The 22,378-nt window shown below is 56.4% G+C and carries 23 protein-coding genes and 1 riboswitch; of the genes, 15 read left to right on the forward strand and 8 right to left on the reverse strand.

Features of this window, described 5'->3' with window-relative positions; genetic code table 11:
* Nucleotides 1-16: 16 nt before the first annotated feature.
* Genes E1297_RS28390 through E1297_RS28400 form a run of 3 tightly spaced genes read left to right on the forward strand, consistent with a single transcriptional unit; the run spans nt 17 to nt 2,629 of the window.
* Complete coding sequence (locus E1297_RS28390; RefSeq protein ID WP_155144192.1) at nt 17-1,246, forward strand: class I SAM-dependent RNA methyltransferase; 1,230 nt, start codon at nt 17-19, stop codon at nt 1,244-1,246.
* A gap of 20 nt (nt 1,247-1,266) precedes the next feature.
* Nucleotides 1,267-2,052 (forward strand): ion transporter, encoded by a 786-nt coding sequence (locus E1297_RS28395; protein ID WP_155144194.1) that lies wholly within the window; start codon nt 1,267-1,269, stop codon nt 2,050-2,052.
* Nucleotides 2,053-2,110: 58 nt separating this feature from the next.
* On the forward strand, nt 2,111-2,629 hold the full coding sequence (locus tag E1297_RS28400; RefSeq protein WP_155144196.1) for a murein L,D-transpeptidase family protein: 519 nt from the start codon (nt 2,111-2,113) through the stop codon (nt 2,627-2,629).
* 6 nt (nt 2,630-2,635) lie between these two features.
* Here E1297_RS28400 and E1297_RS28405 read toward each other — a convergent pair whose 3' ends face one another.
* The 7 genes from E1297_RS28405 to cysQ all read right to left on the reverse strand — a co-directional run bounded on the left by E1297_RS28405 (nt 2,636) and on the right by cysQ (nt 10,624).
* Complete coding sequence (locus E1297_RS28405) at nt 2,636-4,069, reverse strand: sulfotransferase family 2 domain-containing protein (protein ID WP_155144198.1); 1,434 nt, start codon at nt 4,067-4,069, stop codon at nt 2,636-2,638.
* A gap of 6 nt (nt 4,070-4,075) precedes the next feature.
* The gene (locus E1297_RS28410; protein ID WP_155144200.1) at nt 4,076-5,776 is read right to left on the reverse strand and encodes a beta-1,6-N-acetylglucosaminyltransferase; all 1,701 of its coding nucleotides are present in this window, start codon (nt 5,774-5,776) and stop codon (nt 4,076-4,078) included.
* Complete coding sequence (locus E1297_RS28415) at nt 5,773-6,651, reverse strand: glycosyltransferase family 2 protein (RefSeq protein ID WP_209016039.1); 879 nt, start codon at nt 6,649-6,651, stop codon at nt 5,773-5,775. The genes E1297_RS28410 and E1297_RS28415 overlap by 4 nt, the downstream gene beginning before the upstream one ends.
* 290 nt (nt 6,652-6,941) lie before the next feature.
* The gene (locus tag E1297_RS28420; protein WP_196223425.1) at nt 6,942-7,985 is read right to left on the reverse strand and encodes a glycosyltransferase family 2 protein; all 1,044 of its coding nucleotides are present in this window, start codon (nt 7,983-7,985) and stop codon (nt 6,942-6,944) included.
* The gene (gene galE / locus E1297_RS28425) at nt 7,982-8,965 is read right to left on the reverse strand and encodes a UDP-glucose 4-epimerase GalE (protein WP_155144204.1); all 984 of its coding nucleotides are present in this window, start codon (nt 8,963-8,965) and stop codon (nt 7,982-7,984) included. The genes E1297_RS28420 and galE overlap by 4 nt, the downstream gene beginning before the upstream one ends.
* 61 nt (nt 8,966-9,026) lie before the next feature.
* Entirely contained in the window at nt 9,027-9,827 is an 801-nt protein-coding gene (locus tag E1297_RS28430) for a manno-octulosonate cytidylyltransferase (protein ID WP_155144207.1), read from the reverse strand.
* A complete protein-coding gene (gene cysQ / locus E1297_RS28435; RefSeq protein ID WP_368669713.1) occupies nt 9,827-10,624 on the reverse strand; it encodes a 3'(2'),5'-bisphosphate nucleotidase CysQ in 798 nt (265 codons plus the stop codon). Before cysQ ends, E1297_RS28430 begins: the two co-directional genes overlap by 1 nt.
* A 122-nt stretch (nt 10,625-10,746) precedes the next feature.
* Between cysQ and E1297_RS28440 the strand changes: the two genes are divergently transcribed.
* Nucleotides 10,747-11,568, forward strand: coding sequence for an ABC transporter permease (locus tag E1297_RS28440; RefSeq protein WP_209016041.1), 822 nt, complete (start codon nt 10,747-10,749; stop codon nt 11,566-11,568).
* Here the strand turns inward: E1297_RS28440 and E1297_RS28445 are convergent.
* Nucleotides 11,565-12,167, reverse strand: coding sequence for an alpha-ketoglutarate-dependent dioxygenase AlkB (locus E1297_RS28445; protein ID WP_155144209.1), 603 nt, complete (start codon nt 12,165-12,167; stop codon nt 11,565-11,567). The two genes, E1297_RS28440 and E1297_RS28445, sit on opposite strands and share 4 nt — an antisense overlap.
* A gap of 213 nt (nt 12,168-12,380) precedes the next feature.
* On the opposite strand from E1297_RS28445, the gene dnaK reads away from it, so the two are divergent.
* The 11 genes from dnaK to E1297_RS28500 form a co-directional block, all read left to right on the forward strand.
* The gene (gene dnaK / locus E1297_RS28450) at nt 12,381-14,288 is read left to right on the forward strand and encodes a molecular chaperone DnaK (protein ID WP_155144211.1); all 1,908 of its coding nucleotides are present in this window, start codon (nt 12,381-12,383) and stop codon (nt 14,286-14,288) included.
* A 74-nt stretch (nt 14,289-14,362) separates the two neighbouring features.
* A complete protein-coding gene (dnaJ, locus tag E1297_RS28455) occupies nt 14,363-15,511 on the forward strand; it encodes a molecular chaperone DnaJ (protein ID WP_155144212.1) in 1,149 nt (382 codons plus the stop codon).
* A gap of 126 nt (nt 15,512-15,637) precedes the next feature.
* Nucleotides 15,638-15,743, forward strand: a riboswitch (TPP riboswitch).
* A 42-nt stretch (nt 15,744-15,785) separates the two neighbouring features.
* The gene (gene thiD, locus E1297_RS28460; RefSeq protein ID WP_155144213.1) at nt 15,786-16,589 is read left to right on the forward strand and encodes a bifunctional hydroxymethylpyrimidine kinase/phosphomethylpyrimidine kinase; all 804 of its coding nucleotides are present in this window, start codon (nt 15,786-15,788) and stop codon (nt 16,587-16,589) included.
* The gene (locus E1297_RS28465; RefSeq protein ID WP_368669714.1) at nt 16,586-17,563 is read left to right on the forward strand and encodes an FAD-dependent oxidoreductase; all 978 of its coding nucleotides are present in this window, start codon (nt 16,586-16,588) and stop codon (nt 17,561-17,563) included. Before thiD ends, E1297_RS28465 begins: the two co-directional genes overlap by 4 nt.
* On the forward strand, nt 17,547-17,741 hold the full coding sequence (thiS, locus tag E1297_RS28470) for a sulfur carrier protein ThiS (RefSeq protein ID WP_155144214.1): 195 nt from the start codon (nt 17,547-17,549) through the stop codon (nt 17,739-17,741). Before E1297_RS28465 ends, thiS begins: the two co-directional genes overlap by 17 nt.
* A gap of 2 nt (nt 17,742-17,743) precedes the next feature.
* The gene (locus tag E1297_RS28475) at nt 17,744-18,514 is read left to right on the forward strand and encodes a thiazole synthase (RefSeq protein WP_155144215.1); all 771 of its coding nucleotides are present in this window, start codon (nt 17,744-17,746) and stop codon (nt 18,512-18,514) included.
* The gene (locus tag E1297_RS28480) at nt 18,511-19,107 is read left to right on the forward strand and encodes a thiamine phosphate synthase (RefSeq protein ID WP_155144216.1); all 597 of its coding nucleotides are present in this window, start codon (nt 18,511-18,513) and stop codon (nt 19,105-19,107) included. Before E1297_RS28475 ends, E1297_RS28480 begins: the two co-directional genes overlap by 4 nt.
* Complete coding sequence (locus tag E1297_RS28485) at nt 19,104-20,066, forward strand: ThiF family adenylyltransferase (protein ID WP_155144217.1); 963 nt, start codon at nt 19,104-19,106, stop codon at nt 20,064-20,066. The genes E1297_RS28480 and E1297_RS28485 overlap by 4 nt, the downstream gene beginning before the upstream one ends.
* 19 nt (nt 20,067-20,085) lie before the next feature.
* Nucleotides 20,086-21,021 carry an ABC transporter substrate-binding protein gene (locus E1297_RS28490; protein WP_155144218.1) on the forward strand — a complete coding sequence of 312 codons (936 nt, stop codon included), beginning with the start codon at nt 20,086-20,088 and terminating at the stop codon, nt 21,019-21,021.
* Nucleotides 21,018-21,692 (forward strand): thiaminase II, encoded by a 675-nt coding sequence (tenA, locus tag E1297_RS28495; RefSeq protein WP_155144220.1) that lies wholly within the window; start codon nt 21,018-21,020, stop codon nt 21,690-21,692. Before E1297_RS28490 ends, tenA begins: the two co-directional genes overlap by 4 nt.
* Nucleotides 21,689-22,378 (forward strand): ABC transporter ATP-binding protein (locus E1297_RS28500; protein ID WP_155144297.1); only part of this gene is annotated, 690 nt, incomplete at its 3' end. The genes tenA and E1297_RS28500, both read left to right, overlap by 4 nt.

The raw sequence follows: 22,378 nt of genomic DNA on the forward strand, positions 1-22,378 counted from the left end.
GGCTATCAGGCCCCCCATGACGCAGGATTACACCATTCTCCGCCTTGGTCATCAGGGCGACGGTATCGCCGATGGCCCAGTTTACGCCCCTCGAACCCTTCCGGGCGAGGTGGTCAGCGGCACGCTTGTTGGCACCCTGCTGAATGATATTCGCGTCAACACGCCATCAGATGACCGGGTCAAGGCACCCTGCCGCCATTACAAAGCCTGTGGCGGGTGCCAGTTGCAGCACGCATCAGACACGTTCGTTGCTGACTGGAAAGTTGAAGTGGTGCGGACAGCGCTCGCAGCACAAGGGTTGGAGGCACCGATGCGTCCGATCCATACCTCACCTGAACGCTCCCGCCGCCGTGCAACCGTTGCTGTAAGGCGCACGAAAAAGGGCACTCTGGCTGGCTTTCACGGTCGTGCGTCTGACACGATCACCGAAATCCCTGACTGTCACCTGCTGGACCCAGCGCTGATAGCCGCCATTCCCGTTGCCGAGGCGTTGGCAGTGCTGGGTGGCAGCCGTAAGGGTGTTCTTGCCGTGACCCTGACCCTGTCCGAGGCGGGTCTTGATGTGTCGGTCAAAGGTGGCAAGCCGCTGGATGGGCCGTTGGAGCTGGCGCTGGCGCAAGCGACGGAACAACATGGGCTGGCTCGCCTGACTTGGGATGATGAGGTGATCGCAATGCGCCAACCGCCAGTACAGCGGTTTGGCAAAGCGCAGGTTGTTCCACCTCCCGGCGCATTTCTGCAGGCGACAAAAGATGGAGAACAGGCTCTGACACAGGCTGTTCTGGAAATTGTCGGATCATCTAAACAGGTTGTCGATCTGTTTGCCGGTAGTGGTACCTTCTCGCTTCCACTGGCCGAAGGATCCGAGGTCCATGCGGTCGAGGGTGAAGCGGCCATGACCCGTGCGCTGGATCAGGCATGGCGCAAGGCGGAAGGTCTCAAGAAAGTGACAACCGAGGCGCGCGATCTGTTTCGCCGTCCCCTGATGCCTGATGAACTGAAGTCCTTTGACGCAGTTGTTCTGGATCCACCACGTGCCGGTGCCGAAGCGCAGGTTCAAGAGCTGGTGCAGGCCAAACGCCCTCTCATCGCCTATGTATCGTGCAATCCGGTCAGCTTTGCGCGTGACGCAAAAATTCTGGCTCAGGCCGGTTACACCCTTGAATGGGTGCAGGTGGTTGACCAATTTCGGTGGTCGTCACACACCGAACTCGTAGGCTATTTCAACATGTCGAAAAAATCATGAATCAACAGGAGAGCGCCCAAATGGGGATCAGGCAGCGTTTGCAGGGCTTTGTCGAAAGCGCTGGTTTTTCGCAATTCATCACCGGTGTGATCCTGATCAACGCCGTCCTGCTGGGTATGGAAACCTCTCCCAGTCTCATGGACAAGGCTGGCCCAGTGATCGTTTTTCTGGACAGCGTCTGCCTTACTATCTTTGTGGCTGAAATCGCGATGAAGCTGATTTCGACCGGGCGTCGTTTTTTCAGCAATGGCTGGAATGTCTTTGATTTTGTGATCGTCGGTATCGCTCTTGTGCCGGGCGCTGGCGGCTTGTCGGTCTTGCGTGCACTGCGGATTTTGCGGGTCCTGCGCGTGATCTCGGTGGCGCCACGCCTGCGTCGCGTGGTCGAAGGGTTCATCTCGGCACTGCCCGGCATGGCCAGCGTTTTCCTTTTGATGGCCATCCTTTTCTACATCGGCGCGGTGATCGCGACCAAGCTGTTCTCACAGTCCTTTCCGGAATGGTTCGGTGATCTCGGTCTGTCTGCCTATACCTTGTTCCAGATCATGACGCTGGAAAGCTGGTCGATGGGTATCGTGCGCCCCGTGATGGAAGTGTACCCCTATGCATGGATGTTCTTTGTTCCGTTCATCATGGTGACGACCTTTGCGGTGGTGAACCTTCTGGTTGGTCTTATCGTGAATTCGATGCAGGACGCCCATCATGCCGAGGATGGTGAAAAGACCGATGCCTATCGCGATGAGGTGCTGGAACGGCTTGAGATCATCGAGAAACACCTGATTGCGCAGTCAAACAGCAAAAAGTGATTTCAGTTTTTAGCTTTTTTGGCATAATAGCCAAAAAAAAGCAGCAGGCAGTGAAAATATGGATCGTCGAGCATTTGGTTTGGGGGCAATGGCAACGCTGAGCCTTTCAGCATGCGCATCAGCAGGCCCCAGATTTCTTTCCTACAACGGACCCGAGGTGACGTCGCTGGTCGTCAACAAGGGTGCACGCAAACTCTATCTTTTGCACCATGAACAGGTTCTGAAGGAGTATGACGTGGATCTTGGGTTTGCGCCGAGCGGCACCAAGTTCAAGCGTGGGGATGGCCGTACACCGGAAGGGTCGTATCTGATCGACCGCCGAAACCCACGCAGCCGGTATCATCTGTCGCTAGGCATTTCCTATCCTGACTCGAAAGATATCGCTCAAGCCAAGGCCGCAGGCGTTGATCCGGGTGGAGATATTTTTATCCACGGGCAACCCAATCTTCGTTCCGAGTTCAAGCGAGCAAGGAAGACACCTGATTGGACAGCTGGTTGCATCGCGGTCAAGAATGAAGAGATCGAAGAGATCTATGCGATGGTCAACGAAGGTACGCTGATCACGCTACGGCCCTGAACCGGCTCACAGCGGCTTCCAGTCCTTGAACCCAAAGAGCACGTAGTCGCGCTGGTAGGTTTCGGCCGCCAGCGCCTCAAGCTCAGCATCATAGATATCAGACAGCAAGAACGGAACGTCCGCTTCTGAAGTGGCAAGTTTTGGCGGGTTTGTGTGCCCAACCTTACGGGCCAACTCGGGTAGTGCGGTTTCGATTTCTTCTTCTCGCAGAATGAAGTCGGGCATGGCAAAAACAGACATCCCCTCAAGCGTGCTTGCCTGACTGCACCACAGACCGTCGACGCGGATGGGTGTCTGGCCTGCCAGAATATGGCGCAGAAAGACCAGAAAGGCTGAGAACGCCTCATAATGCTGTTCTTTTGAATAGTTATTTTTTCGAACCTGACCGGGAAAGGGAATCTTGTACTTGTTCCGCAGCATGTTGCGGATGTTGAGATATGCGCCCGGGCCTTTGTTGAGGATGTGACTGCAAAACACCGAATGCGCGCGCGCCATCGGATGCCTTAGCACCGTGAACTTGCGATGCCCTGGATTGGTTTGCATCCATTGGCGCATCTGCTTGCGGTTACGATCGGTCAACAGGTCCCGCGCATCCACGGTATCCAGATCAGCCAGCCATTGTGCAACAACAGTTTCTGGTCCGCCGCGGATCGGCAGATACATCAATGGCGTTTTTAGGGCTGCAATGTACCGCGAGACCGCTGGTCCGCGGCGCGGCTCAAAATTTGGAACTCGATGCAGATTGAAGCTGTCGATTTTTGACAGCGCATTTTCCATCTCAGCCGGATTTGTCACCTTTGACAGGGCCGGAGCAGGATTCTGAGGCTTCAGCCTGTCATCAAGTGCATCCAGTCGGGATCCAACTCCCAGCCATGCGGCCAGACCATTCAGAACCTCTAACAGGTTCAGATCATCATAATTAATATAAAATGCTGTTTGGCCGGTCTTCTGCAGATGGTTCTGCAGCATCTGTTTGAATTCCTGCTGCTCATCCAGGTAGCTGGCAAAATCCACCGGATCAAATTCGATCTGAGCGTCTTTTCGTACCTTTATGTTGGTCAGCTGCCATTGCTTGGTTTTGCGGGCGATCTTCAGTGACACATAGCTATCCAGCGGGTTACGCGACAGAATGATCTTGGCGCATCGCGGATCATCCAGTGCCGGCTGCAGAACCCGTGGATCGTGTTCCTGAAAATAGCGAAAACCATTCAAGGCATCCGGTGCAGCCCGGATCGCATCAAGCAGACGCATAGGGTCTTTGTCGCGTTCCTCCAGCGAAACCCCGAACAACTCATCAGATTTTAGCCGTCCGATAAAATGGGGATTGAATGCCTCGCCATGGCACGCCACGCCGTCCAGTGCATTCAAGTTGGCTTCCAGCAGGTTCGAGCCGGTACGCATAGCAGCCAGAACGATGAAATAGTCGAACTTTGTGCCCATATCCGACTATTGAACCAGATATGGTTTGCGGAATTGCCGGGTCTGAGCACCAAAAACATCATCCACCGGAAAATCACCCACCAGATACGGGTGCATACCCTGATTTTTGAGATTCTGCAGGAATTTTCCGAAGCCGGTCAGATCAACCATGGTTGGCGCTTCGGACAAATGAGCCGGTTGACCGGTCCCGATTTCATCAATCACCGTCTGAAGCGGCTCCATCGGAGATTCAACGAACTCTGCCATCGTCCAGATGCGGACTTTTGCTTTGGTCCAGACTGAATCCAGCACCTCAAGCTGCTTGGTTTCAATCTGCTGCAAACGCGCTGCTTCATTCCTGATGTCGGCAAAATTCATGTTCGAGCGGAACAGCGGTACAGCCCAAGCGCCGGTGACCACCGATATCTGCGCGTTCTTGTCCCGTGCAAGGAACCAGTTGATCTTTTGTGTGTCGGCAGGGCCGAACTGAAAGCACTGTCTCTCTCCACGTGTGTTCCAGATCAGGTTAGAGACAAAAGCGGTCGGGTTGTAATCCCGCAGTTTTGCACCATCGCTCAATGCACCGTTGATTGTGGTTTCTCCGCCTGCAAATTCAGCTCTTTCAGGTCCGAACAAATGACCATGGACGCGTGTTCCAGTCGCGTTGCCGAGCCAGGATTCGAAATCCTCGAACAGTTCAGAGAAGCCCTGAAAGACGGAATAGGGAAACGAGGTCAGGCCGTTTTCACTACCGTGTCGCGGAAAACGGCTTTGCATATACAGGCCGTCGCGACCCCGGGTTCGACGCTCGACCGCTTTGGCAAAAACCCGGTCAATCTTGCCGGGGTTTGGTTCAGCCAGTTTCATTGCCTCTGTCTGATCGGTGAGAAATGTCTGGTACAACCGATCCGCATGAGGCCAGATTTTACGTGCAACAAAGCAATCGGATCGGCGCAGCAACTGCAAATGGTCGTCGTAGAAAATATGCGGGCGGCCCTGATAGTCGAACTTGGACAAGGTCAGTGACCGGCTTTCGATATGGATCGAGTACAGGCGAGCCAGCGTCTGAAAATAGCTTTCGTCCGGTATCCAGACACGCCGGAAATAACGATCATACACCTTCCGTTTCGGGTCCTGCAGAATCGCCGTGAGGGTTTGTCGCGTCAGACACCACCATTGGCTGCCCATATGTGGAACCAGCCCATCGGGTATTTTGCGTCGAAAACCCAGAAGGCGTTGCAGTTTCACATAGGAATCGAACAGTTTCCGGTGTTTTCGCCATGAAAACGGAAAGCGCAGCGTAAATCTCTCAAGATCCAGGCCACCGACGGTCCAGCTCACATCAGCCGTGGTCGCGCTCTCGATAAAGTCTTCGCGCGGCCGTTCGGACAGGTAGTCGACCAGTTCCTGCACTGGCCGCAACGGCAGGCAGGAACCCGAGGACAAATAGACATGGCGCACATCGGGGAACCGTTCCAGTATCAAGGTCGCAGCCGATTGCGAGGCCGCAACGATGCCCCAACCGCCCCATTCGCAGATGTGCCGTTCGCTAAACAATATCAGCGGATCATCTGAACAGGATGAGACGAAATTGGTAAAAGTCTCTTCATGTACTTTACGGTCTACGTGAATGACCACCGGGCAGCCCGCAGCGGTCCAGTGACGGGCGACCTGTTCCGCCCGATCCAGCGCAGTGTGAACCAGCATGACGATGCCCAAGGTGCTCATGCCCAGTTCCCCTTTGACATCAGACCAAGGATCTCAAGCTGCCGCCAGTTGATGTACTTTTCGGACCACTTGCACCAAAAGACCGGCTGATCTTCCAGTTGTTCCAGATAGGCACGATACTCACCCGACGCGCGATAGTGCTGGTTTCGTGTCATTTCCTCGCGCGCTTTTTCACCCAGAATATCAATCAGTTTAGCATGCAGCAGCGCGCCACTGGTTTTCTCGCCACCCCACTCGTCGTAAACCTGATTCAGGCCACGAGGCAGAAGAGAGTGGGTCGAGCTGACATAGACATAGCGCTTGTCCCATTTTACCAGCGGGATTTTGTTTAGTGCAGGCGCCTTTTCCGGGTTGTCCTGAAAGAAAACGCGGCTGCGGGGGCCACCTTGAATCCACAAATTCCCGTAGGTCGGATTCTTGGAGATCATGTAGTTTCCCGAGTCGAACCAAGGAGAGATTTCAAACGGATCCTGCCCTTCGTGATACACCGCCTCCTGAACCGGGCCTTCCGGATACATGTCAATCAGCATCGTGCCGAAGCTGCGAACACCTGTGCTGTCCAGCCAGTCGGTCAGGGCCCGGATCGGGCGCGTGTCACAGAACGGGTAAATGAAGAACTCGTCCGGATCGACCGTCAAAACCCAATGATCACGCGCGTATTTGCGCAGCAGGTAGTTTGACCAGTCGAGACCGAAAGAAGCGCGCTTGTAGCTGGCTCTGGCTCTCCAGAGCGAGACATCTGGCTGTTCGCTCAGATACTCAGCAGTGCCATCATCGCTGTTGTTGTCGACAAAGAGAAAGTGGTCGATGCCCAGCTTACGATAATAAGACAGAAAATAGGGCAGCCGGATCTTCTCGTTGCGTACGACGCTCATCAACAGAACGCTGTCGCTTTGGATGTTCGCGGTGTTATCTTTGAAAGGTTTCAACTCGCGTCGTTTACGCACACAGCGCAAAAGGCGGCGCTTGCGCCGCAATCTCATCCGATAAGAATCCAAAAGGCTCACGCGACTGCCTAACCTTCTATGACGCGAGCATGCCCGGGCTGGCCTGAGCCGAGATCGTACCGGGCAATTACCGTTTTATGACACTTTAGCACCTTGAGAAGCAATGTATTTAAAAGGTGTTAGCCTGAAACGGGTTTTCCAACGGGATCGTTCCCCATTCAGTTCCAGCCTTTTGAATTCATCAAACCCAGACCCTCAAGCTGCGCCCATCCGGTGTAACGGACAGAGTGTGCGTTCCACAGGTTGGGTGCTTCGACGATTGCATCATAGTATGGCCCGAATAGGTCGGGATCATGAAAATGCTGCCGCCTCTCTTTTTCGGTTTCCGCGCTTTTGATGACCTGAGGCAAGAATTTTGTATGCAACAACACACCGGCGGGTGTGTCGCTCCCGGGCCCGTCATAGGCAAAATTCAAGTGCCGTGGCAGAGCAGAATGGCATGAATTTACATACGCATAGCGTCTGGACCAGTGAACCAATGGGATCTTGTTGAGTGTCGGTGAACGATCAGGATGATCGGCAAAAAACACTCTCTCCCGCATTCCACCCTGAACCCAGAGGTTTCCCAATGGGTTTTGACGCTGTGCGCGATAGGGGCCGCTGTCGAACCAATTCAGTAGGTCCAGTGGATTGGACTGCGGATCGTATTCGTGCTGATCCAGGTGACCTTTGGGATACATGTCCAGCATCAAGGCACCAAAGGCGCCATGGCCGTGGTTTTGAAGCCATGCCGTCAGATCCTGCAGTGATCTCGTGTCGTGATGGGCGTAGATCAGTAATTCGTCGGCATCCACCATCAGGGTCCAATGGTCGTGGCCGTACCGCATTTGCAGCCAAGTCAGCCAGTCCAGACCAAAGCGAGAACCGCGATAGCTGGCATCGGTTTGCCACAGGGAAACGTCCGGCTGTTCCTGCAAATACGCGACCGTTCCATCGTCGCTGCCATTATCCACCATCAGAAAGTGATCAACGCCAAGGCTGCGATAGTGACGAAAGAACCAGGGCAGGCGCTCGAGTTCATTGCGCAGGGTTGTGAAGGACAGGATGTCGCCCTGTGCGATCAATCGGGTTCTGTCCAACAGGCTGTTCAACTGGTGACGGCTGCGAAAGGATCGCCACAGCAGCCGTCGTCTTTTCATGCGCAACCGATACATCTGCAGCCACCCGATTGTGTCGTGCATCTGTTCCTCGGCGTGGCTCATTTTTGATAGTCGCCAGTCTGATGCCAGCGCCAGGCGTCGGCAATCATTGTCTCTAACGTTGATCTTTTTGGCTGCCAGCCCAATTCGGTTTCAGCACGGGCAGAGCCCGAAACCAGCTTGGTACAGTCACCTTCACGACGTGGACCGGTGATATAGGGCACCGTACGATTGGTGACCGCTTTCGAATGACTGATCACGTCCAGTACCGAAAACCCTGAACCGGTTCCGAGGTTGAATACTCGACTGCCCTTATCCTGTTCCAGCCAATGCAAACCCAGAACATGCGCGTCCACCAGATCGCAGACATGCACATAATCACGAATGCAGGTGCCATCCGGTGTATCGTAATCCGTGCCATTCACGGTCAGCGCATCACGTTTGCCATCGATCGCATCCAGCATGAGCGGAACCAGATGAGTTTCCGGTCGGTGGAATTCACCAACTTCGCTGTCCGGATCGGCGCCAGCCACGTTGAAATAGCGAAAGATCACGTGTTTCAGCCGGTGTGACGCCTCGAAATCGCGCAGGATATCCTCGATCGCGCGTTTTGATGCGCCATAGGCATTCAGCGGATGCTGTGGCGTGTCCTCGTCCAGAACCACATTGTCATGCTCTCCATATGTGGCACAGGTCGAGGAGAAGACGAAATTCAAGCAATCTGCTGCAACAGCGGCTTCGATCAAGTTCAGTGATCCGGTGACGTTGTTTGACCAGTATCTGCCCGGTTTTGACATGGCCTCGCCAACCTGACTGAGTGCGGCAAAATGCATGACGGCAGCCGGTTTGTATTTGGCAAAGACCTCGTCCAGCCGCTCACGATCCAACAGGTCTCCGCGTTCGAACGGGCCGAATTTCACCGAATCCTGCCATCCGGTAACGAGATTGTCGTAGGTGACCGGAACATAGCCCGCGCGCGCCAGAGCCTTGCAGGCATGTGATCCGATATACCCGGCGCCGCCGGTTACGAGTATGTTGTTCATTTTTGGTCCCACAACATCCGGTCAGAATGTCGATTTGGTTATTCGGAGGCACGTAAGGGGGCTATTCCAGCCCCATCGCAGCCATCATCTCTTCGATCTTTGCTACGTCCTGCGGATTGTTCAGTTCCCAGAACTGCCGACCCTTGGCTTCAACCTCGACACACAGAACTTTGCGCCCGTTTTCCATGAAACGCAGCTGTTCAAGCCCTTCCAATGTCTCAAGCGGCCCGGTTGGCCAGCCTGGATAGGCCGACAGAGCGTCTGGTCGATAAGCATAGACGCCAACATGATGAAACACCGGGGTTGGTTCGGTACTGGCATAGGTTTCCGAGGTGAAAGGGATGACCTCTTTCGAAAAATACAGTGCGCTGTGATCTGTACCGAAAACGGCAGTTGTGCCCCCGACGCGGTCATGCTTGCGGTCATTCAGCAAACCGTTCAGGGCATCCCCGTCGCAGCGCAACACAGGGGTCGCAACGCCTGCCTCGGGTGCAGCGCGCAAGCCTTCGATCAGGTCTTCGACAAACCAGTGCGGCGTCAGGGGTGCGTCCCCCTGCAGGTTCACAACGATGTCATACCCATTGCCCAGAACCGAGTGCGCCTCGGCGCAGCGTTCGGTGCCATTGGCACAGTTTTCCGAAGTCATTGTGACTTCGGCCCCGAAACCTTCCGCAACTTCGCGAATGCGGTCGTCATCGGTGGCCACCACAACGCGGTCGACGCCAGCGACCGATTTTGCGGCACGCCAGGACCGTTCAATCAGCGTCATCGATTTACCGGTCGCACCAGTCAGCGGCACAAGAGGTTTGCCCGGATAGCGCGACGAGGCGTAGCGGGCAGGGATCGCAATCAGAACGGACATCAGGCCTCCTTCAGTTCAACACCCGGAGCATAGGCGATGAAGAACGGGTTGGCATAGCCGTCCTTGCCATATGTCAGCGGGGAGTGATCGTCGAACCGCACGACATCACCGCCGGCACCCGCCAGCACTGCGTGCCCGGCGGCCGTGTCCCATTCCATAGTGCGACCTACACGAGGATAGATGTCGGCCTCGCCGGTGGCGACCAGGCAGAATTTCAGCGACGAACCCGCGCTTTTGCTGTCCTGCACCTGATATTTGTTGATGTAATCGTCGGTTGCCTGATCACGATGGGATTTTGAGGCGACGACCAAAAGCGCCGTATTGTCCGGGTTAGAGACTGATATTGGTGTCAACTCGCCTGTCTGCTCTTTGTTCAGAGCACCGGTTTCTTCAACCGATTGCCCATCAGCCAGAGTATAGAACATACGCCCTCGCGCAGGGGCATAGACCACACCGCGGGTCGGGACACCATTCTCGACCAGCGCAATGTTCACCGTGAAATCACCACGGCGGTTGATGAATTCTTTGGTACCATCCAGCGGGTCGACAATCAGGAACGTATCGCCCTTTTCCGAATGCGAGGCGGCCTGTTCTTCGGTCACCAGCAGGATATCGGGGAATGCCGTACGCAGTCCTGCCGAGATCAGGGCATCTGCGGCTTCGTCTGCCTCGGTGACGGGGCTGGCATCCGATTTGACCTTCACGTCGAAATCATCCGCCTCGTAAATCTCCATGATCTTGTCGCCTGCTTCCAGGGCCAGACGTCGGATGACGGGAATGAGGGCGTCGTAGGTCACAAAAATGCTCCGTTCCTGAGGTTTGTTGATCCGAAAACCTGACCGACTTATGATGTGCCGGATACGGAACGGCAAGAATTTCATGCCAGATTGCAGGCGATAACGCAGGAAAGAACGTTCGAGTGTTCTATTACAAGCGAAATCAATCGCTGCTGGGCGGTGCATTCACGACGGCGGAACTCGTGTTCCATGCCGTTGTGCGCAACGTGCGATCACAGCATTCCAATGCGGTGATCGCCATCGTGATGAACATCATACAGGTTCTGGCGCTTGTTGTTGTATTCTATCTGATCATGTCCCTCGTCGGGACGCGGGTGGCAAAGATCCGGGGTGAATATGTCCTGTATCTGTTGTCGGGTGTCTTTTTGTTCCTGACGCATATCAAGGCTGTCGGTTCGGTCGCCGGTGTCGGTATCGGCAACAACCCGATGATGCTGCATTCGCCAATGAATATAATGGTGATGTTGCTGGCCGCTGCATTCGGTTCGTTTTACACGCAAATTGTATCGTTGATCGTGATCCTGTTCCTATACAGCGTGACGATCTCCCCGATCGAGATTCAGGATCCGGGTGGTGCATTCGCGATGCTTGTTTTGGCCTGGTTCACTGGGTGTACGGTTGGTCTGATCTTCATGGCACTGAAACCATGGATTCCGCAGACTTCGGAGATACTCAACAATGTCTATCGCCGGATGAACATGATCTTTTCCGGAAAGATGGTCGTGGCGAACGCGCTCGGGGGTGCCTGGCTGGCGGCATTCGCGTGGAACCCATTGTTTCACGTAATCGACCAATGCCGGGGGTTCGTATTCCGGAACTATTTTCCAAGAAACACGAGTTGGGAATACGCTCTTTGGGTCGGGCTCGCGTTGATGATGATCGGGTTGCTGGGCGTGTTCTTTACCCGCAAACACGTATCGCAGAGCTGGAGTGCGCGACGCTAGGTTGCAACGCGCAGGGTCAGGTTGATGCGGCCGCCTTTGGGCAACAACCGGGATGAACCAAACCGGATCCGGTCGATCCCGTGATAGGCAAGACGCGCCGGACCTCCCATGATGACAACGTCACCCGAGTTCAGCCAGATGGACTCGGTCTTGCCGCTCCGGGTGGTGTTTCCAATTCGAAAGAGCGCATCATCGCCCAGCGAGACGGACAGTACGGGCCAAGAGAAATCCGCTTCGTCCTTGTCCTGGTGCAGGCCCATCCGGGCACCCTCGCCATAATAGTTGATCAGGCAGCAATCGGGATCGCGATCGGGACTGCAGAGATCTTTCCACATCTGCAGTATAACATCCGGAATAGCAGGCCATGCCGCGCCTTTCGGATGGGTGTCCTGATACCGATACCCGGCTTTGTCTGACACCCAGCCCAGACCCCCGGCCGAGGTCATGCGTACGGACATCTGCTTGCCCGATGGGGTGGTGGGATGGAACAGGGGCGCGGATTTCAGAATCGGACGCAAGACATCGATCAGCTGCGTCTGCGCTGCCCCGTCCAGATAGCCTTTTCTGATATCGAACCCCCGCAAAAGCAGCCGTGCCATTCAAGAATCCCCAATCCTTGCCAAAACCTTGCCAAAAAAGGCTACAGAATCCCGAAAACCTGCATTTCAGAACGCTTGCAGGCCTCTTGTCCCGCCCTTATATACGCCGGGACGCGCGATGGTGTAGTGCTGTCGCGCAGCACTGATCGGGGCCGGATGCCATAACGGGTCCGGACCTCGGGACATCGCCTTGAAGAGAAAGGGATTGAAAATATGGGAAAAGTAATCGGCATTGACCTCGGTACCACAAACTCGTGCGTTGCCATCATGGACGGCTCGCAGCCGAAGGTCATCGAAAACGCAGAAGGGGCGCGGACCACGCCCTCGATCGTCGCCTTCACCGAAGATGAGCGACTGGTCGGTCAGCCTGCAAAACGCCAGGCGGTCACCAACCCCGACAACACCATCTTTGGCGTAAAGCGTCTGATCGGTCGTCGTGTGGATGATGCAGAAGTCGAAAAAGACAAGAAAATGGTGCCGTACGCCATCGTCGATGGCGGCAATGGCGACGCTTGGGTTGAAGCCCGCGGTGAAAAATACTCCCCAAGCCAGATCTCGGCCTTCACTCTGGGCAAGATGAAGGAAACCGCCGAGAGCTATCTGGGTGAGGAAGTCACGCAGGCGGTTATCACCGTTCCGGCATACTTCAACGACGCACAGCGTCAGGCCACCAAAGACGCCGGCAAGATTGCAGGTCTGGAAGTGCTGCGGATCATCAACGAGCCGACAGCAGCTGCGCTGGCCTATGGTCTGGACAAAGAAGAAACCCAAACCATCGCGGTTTATGACCTTGGTGGTGGTACCTTCGACGTGACCATTCTGGAAATCGACGACGGCCTGTTCGAGGTTAAGTCGACCAACGGCGACACCTTCCTGGGTGGTGAAGACTTTGACATGCGCATCGTCAACTACCTGGCGGACGAGTTCAAAAAAGAACACGGTGTCGATCTGTCTCAGGACAAGATGGCCCTGCAGCGTCTGAAAGAAGCTGCTGAAAAAGCCAAGATCGAGCTGTCCTCGACCTCGCAGACCGAAATCAACCAGCCGTTCATCTCGATGGGTGCAAACGGTCAGCCGCTGCACATGGTCATGAAACTGACCCGTGCCAAGCTGGAATCGCTGGTTGGAGACCTGATCAAGAAGTCGATGAAGCCTTGCCAGGCTGCTCTGAAAGACGCAGGCCTGTCGGCGGGCGATGTGGACGAGGTTGTTCTGGTCGGTGGTATGACCCGGATGCCGAAAGTGATCGAAGAGGTCACCAAGTTCTTCGGTAAAGAGCCGCACAAGGGTGTGAACCCGGACGAAGTTGTTGCCATGGGCGCCGCCATTCAGGCCGGTGTTCTGCAGGGCGACGTCAAAGACGTGGTTCTGCTGGACGTGACCCCGCTGTCGCTGGGCATCGAGACGCTGGGCGGCGTGTTCACCCGCCTAATCGACCGCAACACGACGATCCCGACCAAGAAGTCTCAGGTCTTCTCGACCGCTGAGGACAATCAGAACGCCGTGACCATCCGCTGTTTCCAGGGTGAGCGCGAAATGGCTGCGGACAACAAGATCCTGGGTCAGTTCAATCTGGAAGAGATCCCGCCCGCACCGCGCGGCATGCCTCAGATCGAGGTGACTTTTGACATCGATGCCAACGGCATTGTCTCGGTTTCGGCCAAGGACAAAGGCACCGGCAAAGAGCAGAAGATCACCATCCAGGCCTCGGGCGGTCTGTCGGACGAAGATATCGACAAGATGGTCAAGGACGCCGAGGAAAACGCCGAGGCAGACAAGGCCCGCAAAGAGCTGGTCGAAGCCAAGAACCAGGCCGAAAGCCTTGTCCACGCGACCGAGAAATCGATCGAGGAACATGGCGACAAGGTCGACCCGTCGACCGTCGAAGCGATCGAGCTGGCCGTTGCCGCGCTCAAGGATGAGCTGGAAACGGACAATGCCGACAAGATCAAGTCGGGCATCCAGAACGTGACCGAAGCGGCCATGAAACTGGGCGAAGCCATCTACAAGGCGCAAGCGGAAGAGGGCGAAGATGAGCCTGCCGCCGCAGATGCCGCACCGGGTGATGACGATATTGTCGATGCCGAGTTCGAAGATCTGGACGACGACAAGCGTAACTAACGGGTAACCGGGCCAATTTGGGCCGGTCCGGTTGCCGGGCCGGCCCGATTACGTTGAGGCATAAGGAAATACTGATGTCAAAACGCGACTATTACGAAGTGCTCGGCGTGTCCAAGAGCGCTTCGTCGGATGAAATCAAAAAGGGCTTTCGCAAAAAAGCCAAAGAGCTTCATCCAGACCGCAACAAGGACAATCCGGATGCTGAAGCGCAGTTCAAAGAGGCCAACGAGGCCTATGATGTGCTGCGTGATGCCGACAAAAAAGCTGCTTATGACCGCTTCGGTCATGCTGCGTTTGAGAATGGCATGGGTGGCGGTGGTCGTCCCGGTGGCGGATTTGGCTCTGGTGATTTCTCCAGCGCGTTTTCGGATGTCTTCGACGATCTGTTCGGCGATTTCATGGGTGGCCAGCGTGGTGGCGGCGGTGGACGTCGCGCGGCACGTGGATCGGACCTGCGCTACAACCTGCGCGTAACGCTGGAAGAAGCCTATTCCGGCCTGCAGAAAACTATCAATGTACCCACTGCCGTGGCCTGTTCATCCTGTGATGGCACCGGTGCGGAAAGTGGTGTTGAGCCAACAACCTGTCCGACCTGTTCGGGTATGGGCAAGGTGCGGGCGCAACAGGGCTTCTTCACGGTCGAACGAACCTGTCCGACCTGTTCGGGCCTCGGTCAGATCATCAAGAACCCCTGTAAATCCTGCAACGGCGCGGGCCGTGTTGAAAAAGAGCGTGCTCTTTCGGTCAATATCCCTGCTGGTGTTGAGACCGGTACTCGTATCCGCCTAGCTGGCGAGGGTGAGGCCGGAATGCGCGGTGGCCCTCCGGGTGATCTCTACATATTTGTCGAAGTCGCGCAGCATCAGCTGTTCGAGCGTGACAGCATAAACCTTTACTGCCGCGTTCCGGTAAGCATGGCCAAGGCCGCGCTGGGCGGTTCGATCGAAGTACCGACCATCGATGGTGGTCGTGGTCGCGTGCAGATCCCGGCCGGCAGCCAGTCTGGCCGCCAGATGCGTCTGCGTAGCAAGGGTATGCCCGCGCTGCGTGGTGGCGGAGTTGGCGACATGTTCATCGAACTGGCCGTCGAGACCCCGGTGAACCTGACCAGCCGTCAAAAAGAACTACTGCGTGAGTTCGAGGATCTGGGCGAAGACAACCATCCGGAGTCAAAGAGCTTTTTCTCATCAGTCAAATCCTTTTGGGATGGGATGAAGGGCTAAGAGCCCAGCAATCAAGAATGTCAGGCCGGTTCGTCAGAGCCGGCTTTTTTGTTCCTTAGGTCCAGTTTGATCTGAAACCGGCTCAGATTGGCCCTTGAAACCCGGTCCAAGCCCTGAGATTGTCCGCCCGAACCGTTGGGGTGCCCTGTCTTAGGGCTGAGAGGCGTGAATGCGCTAACCCATCGAACCTGATCCGGGCAATACCGGCGTAGGGAACGGTCTTAGTGCACAGACGTTTTCCATGCCCGTTGCCCTTTGAATATGGAGCAACGACATGGCGCATATCGCCCTGACAATCGCAGGATCGGACAGCGGAGGTGGTGCCGGAATTCAGGCCGACCTCAAGGCGATGTCTGCGCTGGGTGTCTATGGCGCCAGCGTTCTGACTGCAGTGACGGCGCAAAACACTCAGGCGGTGACCGCGGTACACGGCATTCCATTGGAGGTGATCTCCGCGCAGATCGAAGCGGTTCTGAGCGACCTCGACGTCGGTGCGATCAAAATCGGGATGTTGGCAACGCCCGAAATCATCCAGACAGTGGCTCAGGGGATTTCTGGTTTCGAAGGTCCGGTGGTGCTCGACCCGGTGATGGTCGCTAAATCCGGTGACGCCTTGTTGGCTGCTGAGGCGGTTCAGACCTTGCGTGACGTGCTGTTGCCCCGTGCAACGGTGATAACGCCCAACCTGCCCGAAGCTGCCTGTCTGCTGGAACAAACCGCAGCCAGAACGCCCGAAGATATGATCGCCCAAGGTCTTGGCCTTTGTGAGATGGGTGCACGTGCCGTTCTGATGAAGGGCGGTCATGGAGAGGGCGAAATCTGCCACGACTTACTGATTGATGCGTCGGGTAAAGTGGCTGATTTCAAAGCGCCTCGCAAATCCACAAGAAACACCCACGGCACCGGGTGCACTTTGTCATCCTCGATTGCCGCCGGACTTGCACAGGGATTGAACCTGACAGAAGCAGTGACTCAGGCGCATGGATATCTGCAGGGCGCAATTGCCCGCGCGGATGACCTTTGCATAGGGCAGGGCCATGGTCCGGTGCACCATTTCCATCAGGTCTGGTCGGCGTGACGGTCTGGTCGGTCATAGGTGCCGGTGTTGCCGGTCTGGCGGTTGCAAGCGAACTGGTTTCCCGTGGCGCACGTGTTCAGGTCTTTGATCCTGGCGGCCCGCCTGGCCCACATGGGTGTTCCTGGTGGGCTGGTGGCATGCTGGCACCATGGTGCGAATACGAGAACGCCGAGGAACCTGTGCTGCGACTGGGTCAGCAGGCCATCGATTGGTGGGCGGACCGGACGCAGGTACACAGACAAGGTACCCTCGTTGTTGCCAATGTCCGGGATTTGCCGGATCTGCGTCGTTTCGCGTGTCGTACCGAAGGTTTTGAACAGGTCGGACAGGCAAAAATCGCTTTATTAGAGCCTGATTTACATGGATTCGGAAAGGGTTTGCATTTTAGCGCAGAGGCGCATGTCGATCCCCGGCAGGCGCTGAACGATCTTTATCGTCAGCTGCGCGAACAGGGGGTGGAGTTTCATCAGAAACTCGCACCTGCGAAGTTGGAGAATGCAATCGACTGCCGCGGGCTGCATGCGCGTGAGTACTTGCACGATCTGCGCGGCGTGAAGGGTGAGATGTTGGTGATCCGCTGCCCGGATGTGGCGTTGAACCGCCCCGTACGCCTGCTGCATCCACGCATGCCGCTATACATCGTGCCGCGCGGCGACGGCATCTACATGCTGGGCGCGACGATGATCGAATCCGAGGACAGCAGCCGCATCACTGCGCGTTCGATGCTGGAGCTGCTGAGCGCGGCCTATGCCCTGAATCCGGCCTTCGGAGAAGCTGAGGTCTTGGAAATCGGTGTCGATCTTCGCCCAGCCTTTCCCGACAACTTGCCACGCATCCGGCGACTGGGTCGGACAATCTATGCCAATGGCCTCTATCGCCACGGCTATCTGCTGGCGCCTGCATTGGCTCAGGGCGTTGCCGATCTGGCGTTGGAAAACAAACACTCGGAGATGGTTGATGAAGATCGTCCTTAACGGTGAATCGTGCGACGTGCGCGCGGAAACCTTGTCTGAACTACTGAAGGAATGCGGGTTCTCTGGTCGCGTTGCCACGGCAGTGAACGAAGATTTCGTCCCGTCCAGTCTGCGCATTGCCCACAAACTGGCCGAAGGCGACCGGATCGAAGTTGTTGCACCAATGCAGGGGGGCTGAGCATGAAACGGTTTTACGGCACCGATTTACCAAACCCCCTGATGCTGGGAACAGCGCAATATCCCAGCCCTGCCATTCTGGAACAGGCGTTTCGCCAAAGCGCAGCAGGCGTGGCCACGGTTTCGCTCCGCCGTGAAGGGGCGGGCGGCGCGGGACAGACGTTCTGGACCATGATCCGTGAGCTTGGCGTGCTGGTTTTGCCGAACACGGCTGGATGCCACACGGTCAAAGAGGCAGTTACCACGGCTCATATGGCACGTGAGGTGTTTGATACGCCCTGGATCAAGCTGGAACTGATCGGTCACACGGACAGCCTGCAGCCGGATGTGTTTCAGCTGGTCGAGGCCGCTCGTATCCTGACCGAGGATGGGTTTCAGGTGTTCCCTTACACAACGGACGATCTGATCGTCGGAGAACGCTTGCTGGCCGCCGGCTGCGAGGTCCTGATGCCCTGGGGCGCGCCAATCGGGTCAGGTCGCGGGCTGAACAACGAATACGCATTGCGTGCCATGCGCTCTGAATTCCCGGATGTGCCCTTGGTTGTTGATGCAGGCATCGGTCTGCCAAGCCATGCGGCGCATGCAATGGAGCTGGGCTTTGATGCCGTCCTTCTGAACACAGCCGTTGCCCGTGCCGGCGATCCGGCTGCGATGGCCAAGGCGATGGCGCTGGCGGTTCAGGCCGGACAATTGGCCCATCAGGCCGATCCGATCGAAGCGCGCGACATGGCCGAGGCCTCTACTCCCGTTATTGGAAAGGCGTTCCTGTCATGACCCTTGATCGATTTTATCCAATCTTTGATCACTCTGACTGGTTGCGCCGAATGCTGCCTTTGGGCGTCAAGCTGGTACAGCTGCGCATCAAGGATCAGCCAGACGACGTCGTGTGTCGCGAAGTTGAAGTGTCACAAGCCTTGTGTCGCGAACATGGTGCTGTGCTGGTGGTAAATGACTACTGGCAGGCAGCTATCGAAGCAGGCTGTGACTGGATCCACCTGGGTCAGGAAGATCTGGATGACGCCGATCTCAGGGCGATCCGCAAGGCCGGTCTGAAACTGGGTGTTTCAACCCATGATGATGACGAGCTCGAGCGCGTCCTGGCAATGGGCCCGGATTATGTCGCGCTGGGCCCTGTATACCCGACCATCCTGAAAAAGATGAAATGGCATCAACAGGGCTTGCCGCGGGTGACCGAATGGAAAGCACGGGTAGGTGACATCCCCTTGGTCGGTATTGGCGGCATGAGTGTCGAACGCGCGCGCGGCGTATTCGAGGCTGGCGCGGATATCGTTTCAGTTGTCACCGACATCACTCTCAACGACGACCCCGAAGGGCGTGTGCGTGAATGGATCGAGGTCTGCAAATGACGCGTTATTCCCGACAAATGATCCTGCCCGAGGTTGGAGATGATGGGCAGAAACGCCTTTCCAGATCGCGGGTTCTTGTGATCGGCGCTGGTGGTTTGGCAGCACCTGCTTTGCCTTTGTTGGCCGGGGCGGGGGTTGGACATCTGACGGTGATGGATGGGGATGTCGTCGAGCAATCGAACCTCCATCGTCAGACCTTGTTTACAGAGAAAGACTGCGGCCGCTCAAAGGCAGAGGTGGCTGCTCAGCGTTGCCGGGAACTAAACAGAGAAATCGAAATCTCTGATTTGAATCAGTCTCTAACAAGTGAAAACGTGGCAAACTTGGTATCCAAACATGATTTGGTGTTGGACTGCGCGGACAGCTACGCGGCCAGCTACACCTTGTCAGACAGTTGCCTGGAGCTGAGAAAACCCCTGATCAGCGCGTCTGTTCTGGGGCTGTCGGGATATGTCGGTGGGTTCTGTGGCAGAGCCCCCTCATTGCGCGCGGTTTTCCCCGAAGCTCCTGATAGTGGCGCAAGCTGCGCCACAGCAGGGGTGCTGGGTCCCGTGGTTGCGATGTTGGGTTCGCTTCAGGCGCAGATGGCGTTGAGCGTCATCCTTGGTCTTGAGCCGAGCCCCCTCGGGCATCTCGTGCAGTTCGATGCGCGTACGTTCCACAGTACCGGATTTCGCTTTGATCAAGCACCCGAGCCAGCACAGGCATTCCGCTTTGTTTCCGCCAGTCAGCTGAGCGAGGCCGACGTGATTGTTGAGCTAAGGGATGCGGCGGAGGCGCCGGAGTTTATTCATCCGAGTGCCAAACGGACGACTCCTGAAGATCTCATATCAGAGCCTAACAAGGAAAAAAGACTGGCCCTGTGTTGCACGACCGGCCTGCGGGCATGGCGCGCTGCTGAACGTATTCAACCAGATTGGCCGGGCGAGATCGTCCTCGTCGCGGCCTCAACCTCGTGAACAGAAGGAAACGCGAGACATGAAAAAGCTGATTACAGCTGTTGCCCTGCTGGCCGCTACGCCTGCATGGGCCGAAGACAAGATGACTTTGTTGCTGGATTGGTTCGTGAACCCGGATCACGGACCGATAATCATTGCGCAGGAAAAGGGTTACTTTGCCGATCAGGGGCTTGAGGTCGAGGTCATACCGCCTGCAGACCCGTCAGCCCCGCCGCGTCTGGTTGCAGCCGGACAGGCCGATCTGGCGGTATCCTATCAACCGCAGTTGCACTTGCAGATTCACGAAGGCCTGCCGCTCAAGCGTGTCGGTACGCTGGTTGCAACACCGCTGAACTGCCTGCTGGTGCTCAAAGACGGTCCGATTGAAACGCTTGCCGATCTCAAGGGTAAGAAGGTTGGTTTTTCAGTAGCGGGCGTCGAAGAGGCTGTTTTGTCCGCGATGCTGGGCGTGCATGACGTCGCCTTGGATGACATCGAAATGATCAACGTCAATTTCTCTCTGTCTCCGTCGCTGATGACCGGGCAGGTCGATGCAGTTATCGGGGCATTCCGCAACTTTGAACTGAACCAGATGGATATCGAGGGTGTCGCCGGCCGTTGCTTCTATATCGAAGAAGAAGGTGTGCCACCCTATGATGAACTGATCTATGTCGCCAATCCTGAAACGATGGACACCGACAAAGTCGCCCGCTTTCTGGCCGCAACCGAGAAGGCCACACAATACATCGTCAACAACCCGGAAGAAAGCTGGGAAATCTTCGCCGCAACCTCAGTTGAATTGCAGGATGAGCTGAATGCCCGCGCCTGGGTAGATACATTGCCCCGCTTCGCGCTGCGCCCTGCGGGTTTTGACGCAGGCCGCTATGCCCGGTTCGAGGCTTTCCTGAAAGACAGCGGCATGATCGACAGCATCAACCCTGTCAGCGACATCACTATCGATGTGACGTCACAATGAGCGATTATGGCAAAGCCTTCACTTTGATGCGTGATACTGCACAGGGGCCGTGGCGGGACTACACCCGCCACGCCTTTGTCGAAGGGATGAAGGACGGAACGCTCCCACGTGAGGCGTTCCTGCATTATCTGCGACAGGATTATGTGTTTCTGATCCACTTTTCCCGCGCCTGGGCGCTGGCGGTGGTGAAATCGGAAACACATGATGAGATGCTGGCTGCCTCCCGCACCGTGAATGGTTTGATCAGTGAAGAGATGAAGCTGCATATCGGCATTTGCGAGGCCGAAGGCATCCCGCAGGATCAGCTGTTCGCCACGCCGGAGCGGGCCGAAAACCTCGCTTATACACGCTATGTGCTTGAGGCGGGTTACAGCGGTGATCTGCTTGATCTGCTCGCGGCCCTTGTACCTTGCGTTATGGGATATGGTGAAATCGGCACCCGCCTTGCTGCCGAGGCGACCTCTGAGACCTATCGTGACTGGATCGACGCTTATTCGAGCGATGAGTATCAACAGGCCTGCTATGCGGTTGGTGAACTGTTGGATTCGGCTCTAACACGGCGCATTGGTTCAGATTTTGAGGCATCCCCACGCTGGGATCGCCTGTGCCAGACGTTCCGTACCGCGACTGAGCTTGAGGTCAACTTCTGGCAGATGGGCTTTACCCCATGACACCAGCGCCCGATCTGATCTTCAAGGGCCAGGCGTCTATCGGCAGCGCGAGCCTGTTCGCGCCATTGTCGCTGTCGCTGGCGTCCGGGCAGTGGACCTGCCTTTTGGGTGGATCGGGCGTTGGAAAAACCACAGTCCTGCGGTTGATCGCGGGGCTGGACACAGGCGCTGATTTTTCTGGCCTGATCGCCGCCAGTGACGGGAAACCAGTCGCTGAGCGTATCGCCTACATGGCGCAGAACGATCTTTTGCTGCCATGGGCGACCGTTGCGCAGAACGTCTCGCTGGGTGCACGGCTGCGGGGCGAGAAAATCGATCGGAATCGACGGGATCGTTTGATCGCGCGCATGCGATTGACGGACCACATGAACAAGAAACCTGCCGAACTTTCGGGTGGTCAACGTCAGCGCGTGGCTCTGGCCCGCACGTTGATGGAGGATCGACCGATTGTCCTGTTGGATGAACCTTTTTCCGCCCTCGATGCTAGAACCCGGGCCGATATGCAGGATCTGGCAGCAGAGGCCTTGCAGGGTCGGACCGTTCTGCTGGTTACCCATGATCCGGCCGAGGCGGCACGGTTGGGACAAACAATTGTGGTCATGACCCGGCACGGATTGACCCATTGCCAACCCCCGCACGCGCCCGCCCCGCGCAAAGTCGACGATCTGGAGACGTTGGAAACACAA

This window comes from Roseibium sp. RKSG952 (assembly GCF_009711355.1).

What these genes read in the sequence shown, in the direction of transcription:
- E1297_RS28405 (WP_155144198.1), bottom strand. Translation starts at nt 4,069, where the DNA reads ATGGGCACAAAGTTCGACTATTTCATCGTTCTGGCTGCTATGCGTACC.
- E1297_RS28420 (WP_196223425.1), bottom strand. Translation starts at nt 7,985, where the DNA reads ATGAGCCACGCCGAGGAACAGATGCACGACACAATCGGGTGGCTGCAG.
- E1297_RS28475 (WP_155144215.1), top strand. Translation starts at nt 17,744, where the DNA reads ATGAAACGGTTTTACGGCACCGATTTACCAAACCCCCTGATGCTGGGA.
- galE (WP_155144204.1), bottom strand. Translation starts at nt 8,965, where the DNA reads ATGAACAACATACTCGTAACCGGCGGCGCCGGGTATATCGGATCACAT.
- tenA (WP_155144220.1), top strand. Translation starts at nt 21,018, where the DNA reads ATGAGCGATTATGGCAAAGCCTTCACTTTGATGCGTGATACTGCACAG.
- dnaK (WP_155144211.1), top strand. Translation starts at nt 12,381, where the DNA reads ATGGGAAAAGTAATCGGCATTGACCTCGGTACCACAAACTCGTGCGTT.
- E1297_RS28410 (WP_155144200.1), bottom strand. Translation starts at nt 5,776, where the DNA reads ATGAGCACCTTGGGCATCGTCATGCTGGTTCACACTGCGCTGGATCGG.
- dnaJ (WP_155144212.1), top strand. Translation starts at nt 14,363, where the DNA reads ATGTCAAAACGCGACTATTACGAAGTGCTCGGCGTGTCCAAGAGCGCT.
- E1297_RS28415 (WP_209016039.1), bottom strand. Translation starts at nt 6,651, where the DNA reads ATGAGCGTCGTACGCAACGAGAAGATCCGGCTGCCCTATTTTCTGTCT.
- E1297_RS28395 (WP_155144194.1), top strand. Translation starts at nt 1,267, where the DNA reads ATGGGGATCAGGCAGCGTTTGCAGGGCTTTGTCGAAAGCGCTGGTTTT.
- E1297_RS28445 (WP_155144209.1), bottom strand. Translation starts at nt 12,167, where the DNA reads ATGGCACGGCTGCTTTTGCGGGGGTTCGATATCAGAAAAGGCTATCTG.
- thiS (WP_155144214.1), top strand. Translation starts at nt 17,547, where the DNA reads ATGAAGATCGTCCTTAACGGTGAATCGTGCGACGTGCGCGCGGAAACC.
- E1297_RS28490 (WP_155144218.1), top strand. Translation starts at nt 20,086, where the DNA reads ATGAAAAAGCTGATTACAGCTGTTGCCCTGCTGGCCGCTACGCCTGCA.
- E1297_RS28390 (WP_155144192.1), top strand. Translation starts at nt 17, where the DNA reads ATGACGCAGGATTACACCATTCTCCGCCTTGGTCATCAGGGCGACGGT.
- thiD (WP_155144213.1), top strand. Translation starts at nt 15,786, where the DNA reads ATGGCGCATATCGCCCTGACAATCGCAGGATCGGACAGCGGAGGTGGT.
- E1297_RS28400 (WP_155144196.1), top strand. Translation starts at nt 2,111, where the DNA reads ATGGATCGTCGAGCATTTGGTTTGGGGGCAATGGCAACGCTGAGCCTT.
- E1297_RS28480 (WP_155144216.1), top strand. Translation starts at nt 18,511, where the DNA reads ATGACCCTTGATCGATTTTATCCAATCTTTGATCACTCTGACTGGTTG.
- E1297_RS28430 (WP_155144207.1), bottom strand. Translation starts at nt 9,827, where the DNA reads ATGTCCGTTCTGATTGCGATCCCTGCCCGCTACGCCTCGTCGCGCTAT.
- E1297_RS28485 (WP_155144217.1), top strand. Translation starts at nt 19,104, where the DNA reads ATGACGCGTTATTCCCGACAAATGATCCTGCCCGAGGTTGGAGATGAT.